The sequence below is a fragment of the Chryseobacterium camelliae genome (assembly GCF_002770595.1).
Classification (GTDB): Bacteria; Bacteroidota; Bacteroidia; order Flavobacteriales; family Weeksellaceae; genus Chryseobacterium; species Chryseobacterium camelliae.
This window is the reverse complement of sequence record NZ_CP022986.1, coordinates 4,228,194-4,242,853: the sequence shown is the minus strand read 5'-3', so window position 1 is coordinate 4,242,853 and position 14,660 is coordinate 4,228,194. Positions and strand designations below refer to the sequence as shown.

The following is a 14,660-nucleotide window of genomic DNA, read 5'->3' as shown; positions in this document are numbered from 1 at the left end:
GTTTATTTGTTACTTAAAGATCGGTTACACATCCCTGTGAAGCATCGGCTACGGATTTTGCGTATTTATAAAGCACGCCGTATTTCACTTTATAGTCGGGCTGTACAAAAGCGGCTTTTCTTTCTGCAATTTCTTCCTCAGAAACCATCAGGTTGATGGTATTCTTCTCGGCATCAATTTCTATGATGTCCCCTTCTTTGACCAGACCAATGAGGCCTCCGTCAAAAGATTCGGGTGTAATGTGGCCAACGACAAAGCCATGCGTACCTCCGGAAAATCTTCCGTCCGTAATCAGGGCTACATTCTTTCCTAATCCGGATCCCATTAAGGCGGAGGTCGGCTTCAGCATTTCCGGCATGCCCGGTGCTCCTTTAGGTCCTTCATTTTTAATGACTACCACATTGCCTTCTTTCACTTTCTTTTCTTCAATGCCTTTGATAAATTGCTTTTCGCCGTCAAAAACAACCGCCGGACCTCTGAAAAAACGGCCTTCCTTACCGGTAATTTTGGCTACACAGCCTTTTTCAGCCAGGTTTCCGTACATGATCCTGATATGGCCGGTATCCTTTATCGGGTTCCTGATATCCCTGATGATGTCCTGGTCCCTCTCGATGACTGAAGTCACCAGTTCCAGGTTTTCGGCAATGGTTTTTCCGGTAACGGTCATACAGTCTCCGTGAAGCATTCCGAGATCCAGCATGTATTTCATCACTGCCGGGACGCCGCCCACCAGATGCAGGTCCGGCATCAGGTACCTGCCGCTTGGCTTCAGGTCGGCCAGGAGGGGTGTTTCATCACTGATCTTCTGGAAGTCGTCAATCGTCAGTTCCACCCCAATGCTTTTGGCAATCGCCAGAAAGTGCAGCACCGCATTGGTGCTTCCACCAAGAACCATGATGAGCCTTACTGCATTTTCAAAAGCTTTCGGGGTCATGATGTCCGAAGGTTTGATATCTTTTTCCAGCAGGTTTTTAATGTAATGCCCGGCATACGCACATTCTTCTTTTTTTTCCCTGCTGAGTGCAGGATAGGAAGAAGAATACGGAAGGCTCATCCCTAGTGCTTCGATAGCAGAAGCCATGGTATTGGCCGTATACATTCCGCCACAGGCCCCTGCACCGGGACAGGCATGCTGGATGATTCCTTTATAATCCGTATCCGAAAGCTTGCCGGCCAGCTTATTGCCCAAAGCTTCAAAAGCAGAGACTATGTTCAGGTCTTCGCCTTTATAGTGACCGGCTTCTATGCTTCCGCCGTATACCATGATGGAAGGCCGGTTAAGGCGCGCCATAGCAATCAGGGATCCCGGCATATTCTTGTCGCATCCCGGGACGGTGATCAGTGCATCGTAATACTGCCCTGCACACACCGTTTCAATACTGTCAGCAATAATATCCCTGCTGACCAGCGAATACCGCATGCCATCCGTGCCATTGGTCATTCCGTCACTGATCCCGATGGTGTGGAACATGAGGCCCATCAGATCTTCTTTTTTTACCCCCTGTTTTACCAGTTCCGCCAAACTGTTGAGATGCATATTGCACGGATTTCCGTCGTAACCCATACTCGCAATCCCTACCTGAGCTTTACCAAAATCCTGCTCGGTAAATCCTATCGCGTAATACTGTGCCTGGGTTGCAGGCTGGGTAGGATCCTGGGTAAGGGTCCTCGAATATTTATTTAATACTGAATCAGGCATACTTCAATTTTAATTGTGATTTTAAATACGAATAGTCCTCTTCCATTACCAGATGCCTGTATGCTTTCTGAACTGTTGACGAAAGGGTATCTTCCCAGGATAAAGAAAAAGGTACGCTGTCCATTGAACCCAGCGCAACAATTTCAGCTGCGGTCCCACAGAAAAAAGCGGCATCGGAGCCTCTCATTTCTTCAGGTGTGAAGTGTTTTTCTGTATAAGGAATGCCCAGTGCATCACAGATTTCAAATACGGTTGCACGGGTAATTCCAGGCAGGATACTTCCTTTCGGCGGTGTAAAGAGCACTCCGTCCTTTTCGTAAAATACATTGGCGCCGGAGCTTTCTGCAACGAATCCCTCATGATCCAGAACCACCGCTTCATCAAAGCCTTTGTCCTTGGCTTCCTGACAGGCCAGGATAGAGTTTACATAATGGCCGCTGACCTTTGCCTCTACTTTAAACGCTTTTGGATTCGGCCTCTCAAAGGAGGAAGTCATTACATTCATCTGATTAGCCAAGTAGCCGTTATCCCAATTCCATACTTCAATAGCGAGATAGCTTTCTCTACCTTTTGAGAGGGACATATTGGGTGAACAAACTACAATAGGACGGATATACGCATTGGAAAGCCCGTTTTTTTCAAGCAGTTCATACGTGATCTGCACCATTTCTTTGGCTGTATAGTCAAAAGGCATCAGCATCAGTTCTGCTGATCTTTTCAGCCTTTCATAATGTTCTTTTGCTTTAAAGATCTTTGTTCCCTGAGCCGTCCCATAAGATTTTATGCCTTCAAAAACGGCATAGCCATAGTGCAGGGACTGGCTGTACAAGTCTGTCTTTGCTTCTGCTGCCTTTACATATTCCCCGTTAAAATAGAGGACGCTGTTCTCATTGTAATACATGTATTGCTGTTTTAATTTAAATTCTGACCATAAAAAAACCACCCTCATGCGAGGATGGTTGAAAATATTTTATACATTATTATTTATACGCCACCTCGCATTATTGGGATCCAATAATGATAATGACAATAATAAGGTTGAAAAACGTGTTCATTTTATGTATAATTCAATGCAAATATAGGAAGTATATCCAAATACACAATATAGATTTGCATAAATTATCATTTATTTTAATTTCCCGAACATTCGTTAGGAATACACCATATTGCTATTTCAGGTACTCGGGTAATTCCATCGGAACTTCCATTAACAGGATTTCTGCGTCTTCCACAGCTTCAATATTGAAACTCTGGGTGTCCCAGATTCCTAATCCATCCCTTTCATTCAGGACTCTGTCGCCGATCCTGGCACTGCCTTTCAATACAAAAACATAAACACCATTCCCTTTTTTGTTCAGCATATAATTTTTGCCGTTTCCTTTCGTAAAATGAGCCAGATTGAACCAGGCATCCTGATGGATCCATACTCCGTCATCATTTTTATCCGGTGATAAGATCTGCTGGAAACCGTTGATCTTCTCACCTTCTTTAATGCTTTTCTGGTCATATCTTGGCTGAACGCCTGTTTCACGCGGAAAAACCCAAATCTGCAAAAACTTTACGGGTACATCCTTGTTTTTGTTATATTCACTGTGCATCAAACCCGTTCCGGCACTCATCACCTGTATTTCACCTTTTCTGATCACGGCCGTTGTGCCCATAGAATCTTTATGCTCCAGGTCACCTTCCAGCGGAATGGAAATGATTTCCATATCACGGTGCGGGTGTGTACCGAATCCCATTCCCTGGGTAACGGTATCATCATTCAATACTCTCAGTACACCAAAGTTCATCCTGTCCCTGTTCTGGTATCCGGCAAAACTGAAGGTGTGGTAACTGTTCAGCCATCCGTGATCGGCATGGCCTCTTGAATCTGCTTTATGATAAACTGTTTTCATATCTTTTATTATATGGTACAAAGGTACATCAGGCGCCGGGACGTGCTGTTGACGTAGGATAAGAAAGATCCAGGTCTGATACCGATATGGTTTTAATACTGTCCCGTTTTAAAATGCTTCCTTTATTTTCGAGTGGTTCTTCAGCAGGAAAAGGCACATGCAGATCAGTGCAGCCAGAATGACCAATGCTTCAAGAATAAAGGAAGTCCGGCTGGTAAAGTGACCTAAGACATTGGTTACAATACCGGTGCCCACCTGATTCGCCGCCATAAGAAACCCAGACACCATGACCGTCAGCGTAGGAAATTCCACGGTACCCCATCCTATCGTTCCGGGAAATATGCTTCCCATGAAAAATCCTGTAACGAACATCAGCGACAGGATCCATCCGGCTCCGGAAAATATCAGCAGCAACACAATGGCTGTCCCTACACCAAGTGGTGAAAGCAGATAAATCAACGACAGGTCATGTTTCCTCGCAAAAATACCGAATAGCAAACGGTTAACGGCAATCCCACCCCAGAAAAGCGACAGTCCGAGGCTGGCTTCTGAATTGCTCAGCCCGCGGCCTTTTAATATAATTGTCCCGAAACTGCCAAAAGTCCCTTCAATAAATCCATACAAGACAATAACTCCGAAAAACAGCCATAATTTAACCGGAATCCGAAGCTTTGCCGGAAGTTCAAAAAATTGCTCTTTAGGGAGACTGATAAACAGAAAAGCAATAAGAGAAAAACCTACTGCGAGAACAATAATTCCGGGGACATACATCCAGCGGTGCACATCACCGGCAACACTCATCATAAGGGGTGAGGCAGACGTTCCCAACCCCACCAGAAACTGCAGAATGAGAATGGCTGATGAAGGATTGTCTTTAAACAGGCTTGCCGCCAGGGGATTCAGGGTTGTAATGGAAAGCCCGAACCCGGAACCTGTGAAGGCCACCAGCACCATAAGAACAGGAAAGAGCAGGCTTTTATCATGCATGAAAAACTGTAAAGACCATAAAACTCCTGTGGAAATGATCATAAGAAGAATACCGGATGCCAGGATGATCTTAGGCCCGAATCTGTTGACAAGAAATGGTGCTGACAGGCATGAAATGATGATACAAACCACCTGCGGAAGAAACAGGCTACCGAACTGTGAAGACGAAAGTGCAAAAACCGAAGGATCCGTGAATGCCGTTCCCAATGCCGGAAATACGACAAAATTAACTCCGGTAAGGAAAGCGATCAAAAAGACCAGTCCGGTTTTCACCAATTCAGGTTTCATGATGCTAAAACATTATTTTTGATATGCTGCCCTACTCGCAATGCCATGGCAATAATCGTAAGCGCAGGATTCACAGCTCCGCTGGATACGAAAAATCCTCCGTCCACAATATAAAGATTATCCAGATCGTGGGCTTTACAATAGGGATCCACTACGGAATTCTCCGGATCAGTGCCCATTTTCGTTGTCCCGTTCTGGTGTGCCGGGGAACCGATGTCCATTCCTTTGCTGAAATAGATGCCTTTAAAGAAAAAGGAATCAAATTTCCCGGAAGCTTTCAGGGCTTTGATCAGCTCATCTTTAAGCAGTTTATGGCCTTCAGTATTGTTTGGGGTATAGGTAATCCTGATCTGCCCGTTCTCTTCAACGGTAACTCTGTTTTCAGGATCCGGAAGGTCTTCTGACGTGAGCCAGAAATCTACCGCATGCTTAGCCATCAGCTCGAATGTGAAACCGGGTGCCGGAACTGGGCTGTCTGCCTTGATCTGATGCTCATCCGACTTACCGAGCATCTGAATGTGTCCCAATGGGAATTCATAGCCTCTTGCCGCATGGTAAAAATCATTGATGCCGAACGTTTTTCCAAATTTGGTATAATTTGGCTCGGTATATAAGGCGACCAGCGCGGAATTCTGATGGAACATATAATTCCTTCCCACCTGGTCGGAAGAATTCGCCAGGCCGGCAGGAAATTTTTCGCTACGGCTCTGTAAAAGCAAAGCGGCAGAATTGATGGCACCCGCAGAAAGCACTACATAACCGGCTTTCAGGGTTTTGGTTTCGCCGTCCTGTTCCACGATGATTTCGGAAATCTTTTTGCCATCCTCATCAGTGACCAGTTTCAACACTTTGGTATTGATCATCAGTTCTACATTCGGATGTTCGAGGGCCTTGGAAAGCGAACAGAGATGGGCATCCCCTTTGCGTTCTGCAGCATCCGGAAATCCGTCGAAACGGTCTAACGTATAGGGGGCATTGATAACAGCATGCGGCGTGAAATTAACTCCGATTGGCAGCTCAAAAGGCTTCAGTCCGTACTGCTTTAGCTCATCAAATATTTCCTGGATCCGTGGTTCATGCGGTAGGGCTTCGTAAGGATAGGGTTCGGAGTCGTAAGGCTCGGTAGGGTCTGATCCTCTTTTACCATGGACATAAAATAATTTTTCAGCTTCCAAGTAATAGTCTTTCAGGTCTTCATACCCGATAGGCCAGGCCGGTGAAGTTCCGCCGTAATGCCGGATTTCTTTAAAGTCATCCTCTCTTAACCTGAACAGGGCCGCACCGTAAAATTTGGTATTTCCTCCTACATTGTAATGCATGCCCGGCCTGAATTCTTTTCCATGTTTATCCAGCCATAGGTCGGTAGTCGTATACCTGTTCTTCTGGAACACTTCCGTGGAATCCCAGTTTTCTTTTTCTACGGGAACATAACCTCCCCGTTCTACAATCAGGATCTTTTTTCCGCTGTCTGCAAGTGCATAGGCCATGGTGGCTCCTCCTGCCCCACTTCCTATAATGATGATGTCATACATTTCTTAAAATTTGGTATTTGTCATTAAGATTTATGTTGGAACCTGATCTTTTATTAAGAACTACATCCCTAATTGTAAAAAGCATTCCTGCCATCTGAGAATCTAAAAGCAGGCCAGAACTGATGTTTTTCTGCACAAAAAAAGAGAACTTTTTCAAGCTCTCTTTGTAATGTTTGATACAGTCTCCAAAAATCAGAAATGGATCTGCTGAATTTCTTCTTTAATTTCTTCCGGGGTTTCATGATCAGATTTAATAAAGAACATGGTCATCACCGCTCCGATGATCATGCATATGCCTCCCACAACGATATAATCTATGGCATAATTCCCAAAGAAACGGCTGACAATAGGACCTCCGAAAATCCCGTTGATGATCTGCGGAATAACGATGAAAAAGTTAAATATGCCCATATAAACACCCATCTTTTTCTGCGGGATCACTTCAATCAGCATGGCATATGGCATGGCCAGGATACTTGCCCAGGCGAATCCCAGTCCGATCATGGAAATCCAGAGCAGCCCGGTATCCCTGATAAAGAACATGGAGATAAGCCCCAGTCCACCACACAGCAATGCCAGTGCATGGGTCTGTTTTTTCCCTATCGCTTTAGCGAGCGGCGTCAGCAGGAAAGCAAAGGGAATAGCCCAAAGGTTATACATTCCGAACAGCTTTCCGGTAAGGTCACCTGCATCATTGAAGGCTTTGGAATGCGTATCCTGCGGCGACAGCCCGAAGTGATGCGTTGCCAGGGCACTGGTGGTAAATACCCACATGGTAAACAGGGCAAACCAGGAAAAGAACTGCACTGTTCCCAGTTTTTTCATCTGGGAAGGAATATTGGAGAAATCTTTGAAGATATCCGAGAACTTGGACGTATGAATGGTGTCGGGACTCTCATTGGCAAATTCAGCAAACTGCTGAGGCGAATATTCTTTGGTGGTGAAAATAGTATACAGGATGGTAAGTAACAGCAATACTGCTCCCGCATAAAATGAATAGATCACATTATCCGCGACAAATCCCGCCGGTGCCGTGTTGGAAACACCCAGTTTCGTCAGCCAGTCCGGCATATAAGATCCAATGACCGCACCAATACCGATCAGAATGGTCTGTACGGAAAAGCCAAGAGTTCCCTGATGCTTTGGGAGCATATCGCCCACCAGGGCCCGGAAGGGTTCCATAGCGACATTGATGGAAGCATCCATCATGGCCAGGAAAATAACAGCCAGTAGCAAAACATTGGCAGCCATCATCTGGGTAGCGGAAGCAGCATTCGGGAGCATGACGAGACCGATGGCACAGAGAACGGCCCCAATCAGGAAATACGGTTTACGCCTCCCCAGCGGGCTCCAGGTATTATCTCCCATATGACCGATAATGGGCTGAACGATGAGCCCGGTAACCGGTGCGACCAGCCAGAACCATGACAGTTCATGGACGTCTGCCCCGAAGTTGGCCAGTATGCGGCTGGCGTTTCCGTTCTGGAGACCGAAAGCCATCTGGATCCCCAGAAATCCCATGCTCATATTGATGATCTGCAGCATAGACAGATCAGGCTTTTTCTTTGCTGAACGCTGGCTTGGTAAAGAGGTTGGTTGCATTATTTAGTTTTCAGTTTTTGAATTAATATATCTTCAATAGGTGCTTTTTCCGGCACTACCTTATCCACGATCTCATTAGGAACCGTCATGGAAAGGACATACTGTCTAACTTTCCACTGCCCGTTGATTTTTTCCACGACTCCGGAACCGCGGCAGATTTTCATCTGGGTATCCAGCAGCTCATCGAACCAGGCCAGCCTGCCGTCTTTGCCGAAATAGATATTCCGTTTCAGGGAGGTGAAGTTCCAGGTCTGTTTTTTATCGAAATACGGCTTTGCCCAGACCATAAATGCTTTTTTGTCCCAGACTTCCGTAGCATCGGTGCCTATGAAGGTAGATTCATCGGCAAAGTAGCCGAAATAGGTATTGAAATCCGCTTTTGCTGCGGCAGTATTGAATCCGTCAAGCATCCTATTGATCGCTGTTTTTTCATTTTCATATTTTGCCTGTGCGGAAACTGTTGAGAGGTTAAGCACCATCAGGATGAAGGCAAACAGTAAGGTTGGTTTTTTCATGTTTACTATAATAAAGTATCTGTATTCAATTTTAATTTGACCTGCGTAAATTAGTGATTATTTCAATTCTATGATCGTGGAACTTTTTGCAGGAACTGAAAGGCTGCCCTGAAAGGAAATATCTTTGCCGGAAATAATATCTTTACCGCCTGAAAAACCGTCCAGTGATTCAGCAAACCGCTTCAGATCCAGTTTCTGTTCTGTCTCATTATTGTTCAGGACCACCATCACGCTTTCCCGGCCGTCATACCTGAAATACACAAATACATTGTCCTGCGGAAGGAAGTTTTTGGTTTTACCGGTATGGATTACAGCCTTATTTTTTCTCCAGTTCAGCAGTTTCCGGGTAAAATCATGGAATTCTTTCTGCTCAGGGGTCTGTCCGGAAGCATTGAAGGCGTTCTGAGGATCTGATTTCCAGCCGCCCGGGAAATCCCTACGGATATCGGCATCGCCGCCTTTATTTTTATCGCCTCTCATTCCTATTTCCGTTCCGTAATAAAGCTGCGGTATTCCGCGGACGGTTAATAAAATGGTCATGGCCATCTTGTAGGCTTTTGGATCTGCATTGAAGATTTCATTCCATCGTGCGGTATCATGGTTTTCGATAAAAACCAGGACGTTGTTGATATCAGGATACAGGAAATCGCTGGTAAACCCGTCGTACAGTTTCATCATTCCGGTGTCCCATCCCTGTTTTTCCATCAGGGCACCCGGAATATTCCCGTACAGAATAAAATCCATTACTGAAGGCAGGTTGGAATTGTAATGGGCCGCCTCACCGGTTTTGGAATCCTTCTGCCAGGCTGAAATATAAGCGGGACTGCTGAGCCAGGTTTCCCCGACGATATTGAATTTCGGGTATTCATCCGTAATGGCTTTTGCCCATTTCGCCATCGCTTCTTTATCGTTGTAAGGATAGGTATCCACGCGGAAGCCGCCTAATTCGGCATATTCAATCCACCAGATGGCATTCTGGGTAAGGTATTTCAGGACCAGCGGATTCTTCTGGTTGATATCCGGCATGGTGGTATCAAACCATCCGTCCAATGCATTTTTTTTATCTGCTTCCGCAGCATTCGTATCGAACTGTGTGGTGATCTTATAATTGGAACGCTTAAACCCGTTGTCACCATCGTTAAACCAGTGGATCCAGTCTTTTGAAGGCAGATCTTTGATCATCCAGTGGGAAATTCCCCAGTGATTGGTCACATAGTCCATCACCAGCTTCATATTTCTCTTGTTAAGTTCGCGGGAAAGATCACGGTATTCTTCATTGGTGCCGTACCGTGCGTCTATTTTATACAGATCGGTCTGCGCATATCCGTGATAGGAATATACCTTTTCGTTGTCTTCATTTACCGGAGTAAGCCATACTGCGGTAGCTCCCAAATCCTGAAGATAATCCAGATGATTGATGATTCCGCGCAGGTCCCCGCCATGCCTTCCGTTAGGCAGGCTCCTGTTGGCTTTTTCCGTCAGGCCCGGAACAGAGTCGTTTTTCTCGTCCCCGTTGGCAAAACGGTCCGGCATGATGAGGTACATAACATCTTTGGAAGAAAAAGATTCCCGGTCCGCGGAACCCTGATTTCTTGTTTTCAGCTCATAAGTATAGGAACCTACATTTTTCCTGCCGTTTTTAAGGCTGATTTTAAATTTCGGGACATTGATTTCATTGGTATTGACGGTCACAAAGACGTAGTTAGGATTATCAACTTTCTGAATGTCTTTGATCTGAATGCCGTCTGAAAGCTCAATCTGCCGGCTGGCAATATCTTTACCGTACACCAGAATCTGAAGCTCAGGATTTTTCATGCCTTTCCACCAGAATGCAGGCTCTACTTTTTCCAGGGGTTTGGTCTGGGAAAAAGCAAAGGCAGCAGCAGAAAGCGCACAGAATGCATATATCTTTTTCATAATACTTATTTATTGGTTATAGCCGATACAGAACAGGGTTTCTCCCTGATTGACCGGCGGAGTGCCTATTTTGTAAAGGATGATTCCGTCTGCAGGAGCAATGATATCCTGTTTTCTGGTACCGAATTCATCCGTGATAAAGCCAAGCGTCTGGTTCTTTTTTACCGTATCGCCGCTTTTAAAGCGACTGTAGAATATCCCGGATTGCGGAACACGGATATACTCCTGTCGGTTCAGCAGCGTAACTTTTGAAGTTTCTTTATCTGTATATTTTTTAAATGTATAAATTCCTGAGTGCTCAAGCATACGGTAAACGGCATTTTTAATCAATGCTACCTGGTCCTCCTGAACATTTCCCAGTTTTCCGGCTTCTATGCTCAGCGCAGTGATGCCCTGCTGCACAGCCTGTTTAAAAGCGTATTTTGCCGGTTCTTTTCCTGTAATAGTGTAAGGATAAGAAACAACATAAGGTATTTGCGACTGTACGGACAGCTCGTATGCTGAAGCGGTCTGCTCAGGGGCATCCGACCTGTTGTAATAACACACGAAAGGCATCAGGTCTTCACTGGCATCACCTCCGTGGATATCCAGGAATATATCGGAATTTGAAATAACTTCTTTTGTGATCAGATGGGCAATCTGTTCGGTTGGTGAGCCGTCAGGAGAACCCGGAAAGACATTATTCAGATTCTTTTGGTCCAGCGGACTGATGAACGGCGTTCTTTTCTTAAATGCTTCGATATTGGCTATAGGAATGATGATAAGGGTGCCTCTAACAGACTCGGGACTGATTTCTCTCAGGAGTTCCTGAACCGCAATAACAGGCGGATATTCATAGCCATGGATTCCCGCAACAATACTGAAAACCGGTCCTTTTTCTTTTCCTTTGATAATGGTAACGGGAATATAGGTATCACTCTGTCCGCTTTTTACTGGCAGAATGATGTCTTTCCTGAACCTTCCTTCATTATTCATCACGGATTTCACCTGCTGTGAAGAGAGGGATGAAGCCATAGCCAACAGAGACAATACAGCTGCCTTACTTACTTTCATACTGTTTAAAGATAGTTAAATAATTTTTTCAGGCTGTAATCCTTCTGTTCTTTTTGCTATCTTGCTGGCCAGCCAGCTTACATAAAAGAGCTGGAAGCTATGGTAAATCATGACCGGAAGCAGAAACAGGACTTTCTGGTCATCCGGAATCCCGAGTACCAGCAGGAAAAGGCTTCCGTGGACCAGAGATTTCTTGGATCCGCAAAAGGTTGCGGTAATGACGTCTTCCCGTTTAAATTTCATTTTCCGTGCGGCATATTGCAGGATATGGTATACGGCAAAAAACAGGAATACCACACTGCAGGCCAATATCAGGAACGTTACGGCAGGAACCGATGCAAAGATATGTTGTGAGAACGCTGTAGAAAAACTTTCATAAACGATCAGCAGGATGATCAGCCGGTCAAATTCAGCAATGGCTGAAGAATATTTGGTCACCCATTTTTTAAGGACAGGATTCAGCAGGATTCCCAGCACAATGGGCAGCAAGACCTTAATAAGCAACTGCTGAATAATTTCTCCCTGATCGCCGGAACCTTCTGCCGGCACAAGAAAGAAACTCATGAGCAAAGGGGTCATCAATATACCTATCAGCCCCGAAACGGATGCATTGAAAATAGCGGATGTCACATTTCCCCTGGCAATGGAGACCATCACTACGGATGAAGAGACTGTAGACGGAAGGCAGGCCATAAAAAATACGGACAGCCAGACCGTAGTGTATTGAGAATCTTTCACCAGCGGATAAAACAGGAGTACCAGTAACGGAAACAGGATAAAAGTACCGGACTGAATCAAAAGGTGCAGCTTCCAGTTGGCCACATCTTTCATCACTTCTTTCAGGTTCAGCTTAAGACCGTATAACAGGAATATTGCGGCAATTCCCCAGTCTATGAATCCCGGGAGGTTAAAGTAGGTACTGTACGACTCCAGAAAGGGAAAAAACCTTGCCAGTATAACCATCATAATCAGCAGGAACAGAAATGTATTCTGCTTGTTAAAAAGTTGCTTCATCATCTTCAGTATATCAAGGATAAAATCATGATCATAAAAAATCCTTAAAGGCAAAACAACCTTCAAGGATCATAAAGTTATGAAAATATTATTCTACAGCCTATTTTTATTCTTTTTCAATGTAGCTGTCATTGAATAATCTGTTGGGTTTCAGGTAAACTGCGTTATTCTGAAAATCCAGGAAAACGTTGAAACGTTTCAGGATTTCATTGCCCAGGATATTCATCCTTTTGTTGATGACCAGCCTGCTTTCAGAGAGAAGCTGAGCCGGAATATTCTTAAGTTTATATTTACCCAGGCTTAATGATTCGAGATTGGCCGTAATGACCGGAATTTCATTTCCCTGGCCTCCCCTCATGATGACTTTTTTAATCTCTTTCATTTGTGTGGTCGGGAAATGATGTTCTCTCAACAAAGGACCGTCAAGCATCGCCGTACGCTGGTATCCGGTGTCAAAAAGAAACCAATCCTTATATGATCTTGAACCCTGGTTGATTGTAGTCTCCACAAAAAAAAGCTTGTCAAGATATTTCACCTCCAGCTTTTCGTAAGCCTTGTCTTTTTTTACATATTCCGGAAGTTGGGAATGAACGACCATGATTCCATGGTCATAATTCAGCTCAACCACCATTCCGTCGAAAAGGTCCCAGCCGAACCTGCCGTCTGTTCCGTGTCCCGACAGCTCCACCTTATAAATTTTAAAGCCGTCGTATTTCTTGTTCCCAATGGAAAGTACGTTGACTCCTGCCTTCAGGGATTGTTTGATCTTATCTTTCAAAGCTTCTGCAGTAAGGGAAAGGTTGCTGGTTCCCGTATCGAAATTCAGCACTAACGAATCTGTTTTATTAAGTGCCGCCTTGACAAACATCGTATTCTGCCCGTTAATTCCTAAACGGATGCTGTCATGAAAAGCTGGCTGCACGGTACTGAAATTCTTAGGAACCTGGCTCTCAATTCTTGTCAGGCAGGAATCTTTGCCTTTCAGAAGAATTACAAAGTCTTTTTTTTCACCCTGCTTTATTTTTATCCTAATCGAATCAATATCTGTTTTTATCTTAACCGTCTTAGAACCTCTGCTTATTTTGGATACGATGTAGATATCAGGTTTTACTGACGGATCAATATTCCAGTCCGTCTTCAGTCCGTTATCTTCTTCAAGGATGACCGCTTTAGATGAATTAGCCCTGATTACGGGAAGTTTTTTCTGAGCCATATGCATAAGCGAAATACATAATAGTAAAAAAGTTAAAGCATATTTCATATAAACAGGTTATTTTTATATTAAAAATCTACCGAGATACGTCATTACAATATCAAGAGACATACTCCCAAAGGTAGATCCGTCGTGAAAACAGTTGTCTGTAGGAGCAATATAATAATGATAAGGCTTCTGTTCTATTTTCAACATAGGATAATCAGGAAACAGCTGCATGAAATAAGACGTTATATTTTTGTTATTGATATTATGTTCTTTTATATCTATTTCTTTTTTAATCATATGATAAACCTGCAGCATGGTTAAATTGATCAGCAACAAATATCTGGATTCCTTTCCAAGGTTAAATGTTATTCTATTACCAAACCGATGCGCTGTATGCAATGTCATGTTTTGGGAACTGTCCTTATGGACTCCTATAAAACGTAAATCATTGATTGTATACCCTGCAGGTAATTTTCTTTTATCTAAAGATACAATCTCACTGTTCGCATAATTTGTAGCGAGACTCATGAACTTATAGGGCCCTAATGAAACAGGCTCGATAAATTCATTTAACTTAAGATTAATGTCATTGACCAATTCATGATTGTTTTTAAATTTGTCAAAAACTTCATCCTGAGATTGAGCAGTCTCTAAATTTAATTTATCAAAAAGAATCTTCAGAGGATCGGGAAGTTCACCGATAAAAACCGAATTAAAGTCTTTTTTATTTAAATGATCTCCTTTTAATATATTGTATTCTTCTGCCTTTAATGGCCGCCAATCTCTTTTAGGCAAATATGCTTCCGGTTCATACTGCTGTATAAACTTCTGACTTTTAAAAACAAGTTCATTCGGAGCTTGCTTTGAATGATGGATGACTCCTGAATTGATCTGGAGATTCCCATTTTGCTTATCTGAGTATATTTTAATTCCAGGTTTTAGTTTTTTCATAGA

The 14,660-nt window shown here is 43.9% G+C and carries 12 protein-coding genes; all 12 read right to left on the bottom strand.

The genetic code is table 11. The features are described 5' to 3' along the window. Positions 1-13: 13 nt before the first annotated feature. The 12 genes from ilvD to CGB83_RS19395 all read right to left on the bottom strand — a co-directional run bounded on the left by ilvD (position 14) and on the right by CGB83_RS19395 (position 14,657). Positions 14-1,699, bottom strand: coding sequence for a dihydroxy-acid dehydratase (ilvD, locus tag CGB83_RS19450; protein WP_100077322.1), 1,686 nt, complete (start codon positions 1,697-1,699; stop codon positions 14-16). After that, entirely contained in the window at positions 1,692-2,600 is a 909-nt protein-coding gene (gene ilvE, locus CGB83_RS19445) for a branched-chain-amino-acid transaminase (protein ID WP_100077686.1), read from the bottom strand. Before ilvE ends, ilvD begins: the two co-directional genes overlap by 8 nt. A gap of 268 nt (positions 2,601-2,868) precedes the next feature. Further along, positions 2,869-3,597, bottom strand: a complete 729-nt coding sequence (locus CGB83_RS19440) for a pirin family protein (RefSeq protein ID WP_100077321.1) — start codon at positions 3,595-3,597, stop codon at positions 2,869-2,871. A gap of 108 nt (positions 3,598-3,705) precedes the next feature. After that, on the bottom strand, positions 3,706-4,872 hold the full coding sequence (locus tag CGB83_RS19435) for an MFS transporter (RefSeq protein ID WP_100077320.1): 1,167 nt from the start codon (positions 4,870-4,872) through the stop codon (positions 3,706-3,708). Further along, positions 4,869-6,404 (bottom strand): GMC oxidoreductase, encoded by a 1,536-nt coding sequence (locus CGB83_RS19430; protein WP_100077319.1) that lies wholly within the window; start codon positions 6,402-6,404, stop codon positions 4,869-4,871. Before CGB83_RS19430 ends, CGB83_RS19435 begins: the two co-directional genes overlap by 4 nt. Positions 6,405-6,596: 192 nt before the next feature. Further along, a complete protein-coding gene (locus tag CGB83_RS19425; RefSeq protein ID WP_100077318.1) occupies positions 6,597-8,006 on the bottom strand; it encodes an MFS transporter in 1,410 nt (469 codons plus the stop codon). Next, complete coding sequence (locus tag CGB83_RS19420; RefSeq protein ID WP_100077317.1) at positions 8,006-8,521, bottom strand: nuclear transport factor 2 family protein; 516 nt, start codon at positions 8,519-8,521, stop codon at positions 8,006-8,008. Before CGB83_RS19420 ends, CGB83_RS19425 begins: the two co-directional genes overlap by 1 nt. Positions 8,522-8,578: 57 nt before the next feature. Beyond that, complete coding sequence (locus CGB83_RS19415; RefSeq protein WP_100077316.1) at positions 8,579-10,438, bottom strand: glycoside hydrolase family 13 protein; 1,860 nt, start codon at positions 10,436-10,438, stop codon at positions 8,579-8,581. 9 nt (positions 10,439-10,447) lie between these two features. Continuing rightward, positions 10,448-11,491 carry a succinylglutamate desuccinylase/aspartoacylase family protein gene (locus CGB83_RS19410; protein WP_100077315.1) on the bottom strand — a complete coding sequence of 348 codons (1,044 nt, stop codon included), beginning with the start codon at positions 11,489-11,491 and terminating at the stop codon, positions 10,448-10,450. Between the two features lie 15 nt (positions 11,492-11,506). Then, positions 11,507-12,505 (bottom strand): bile acid:sodium symporter family protein, encoded by a 999-nt coding sequence (locus CGB83_RS19405; RefSeq protein ID WP_100077685.1) that lies wholly within the window; start codon positions 12,503-12,505, stop codon positions 11,507-11,509. A 106-nt stretch (positions 12,506-12,611) separates the two neighbouring features. After that, positions 12,612-13,718, bottom strand: coding sequence for a pepsin/retropepsin-like aspartic protease family protein (locus tag CGB83_RS19400; RefSeq protein ID WP_228420015.1), 1,107 nt, complete (start codon positions 13,716-13,718; stop codon positions 12,612-12,614). Positions 13,719-13,781: 63 nt separating this feature from the next. Then, positions 13,782-14,657: a hypothetical protein gene (locus tag CGB83_RS19395; RefSeq protein ID WP_100077313.1), complete on the bottom strand. Its 876-nt coding sequence runs from the start codon at positions 14,655-14,657 to the stop codon at positions 13,782-13,784. Positions 14,658-14,660: the final 3 nt, after the last annotated feature.

Bases quoted from the DNA above. Each gene is read 5' to 3' on its own strand.
- ilvD (WP_100077322.1), bottom strand. From the start codon at position 1,699: ATGCCTGATTCAGTATTAAATAAATATTCGAGGACCCTTACCCAGGAT.
- ilvE (WP_100077686.1), bottom strand. From the start codon at position 2,600: ATGTATTACAATGAGAACAGCGTCCTCTATTTTAACGGGGAATATGTA.
- CGB83_RS19440 (WP_100077321.1), bottom strand. From the start codon at position 3,597: ATGAAAACAGTTTATCATAAAGCAGATTCAAGAGGCCATGCCGATCAC.
- CGB83_RS19435 (WP_100077320.1), bottom strand. From the start codon at position 4,872: ATGAAACCTGAATTGGTGAAAACCGGACTGGTCTTTTTGATCGCTTTC.
- CGB83_RS19430 (WP_100077319.1), bottom strand. From the start codon at position 6,404: ATGTATGACATCATCATTATAGGAAGTGGGGCAGGAGGAGCCACCATG.
- CGB83_RS19425 (WP_100077318.1), bottom strand. From the start codon at position 8,006: ATGCAACCAACCTCTTTACCAAGCCAGCGTTCAGCAAAGAAAAAGCCT.
- CGB83_RS19420 (WP_100077317.1), bottom strand. From the start codon at position 8,521: ATGAAAAAACCAACCTTACTGTTTGCCTTCATCCTGATGGTGCTTAAC.
- CGB83_RS19415 (WP_100077316.1), bottom strand. From the start codon at position 10,438: ATGAAAAAGATATATGCATTCTGTGCGCTTTCTGCTGCTGCCTTTGCT.
- CGB83_RS19410 (WP_100077315.1), bottom strand. From the start codon at position 11,491: ATGAAAGTAAGTAAGGCAGCTGTATTGTCTCTGTTGGCTATGGCTTCA.
- CGB83_RS19405 (WP_100077685.1), bottom strand. From the start codon at position 12,505: ATGAAGCAACTTTTTAACAAGCAGAATACATTTCTGTTCCTGCTGATT.
- CGB83_RS19400 (WP_228420015.1), bottom strand. From the start codon at position 13,718: ATGGCTCAGAAAAAACTTCCCGTAATCAGGGCTAATTCATCTAAAGCG.
- CGB83_RS19395 (WP_100077313.1), bottom strand. From the start codon at position 14,657: ATGAAAAAACTAAAACCTGGAATTAAAATATACTCAGATAAGCAAAAT.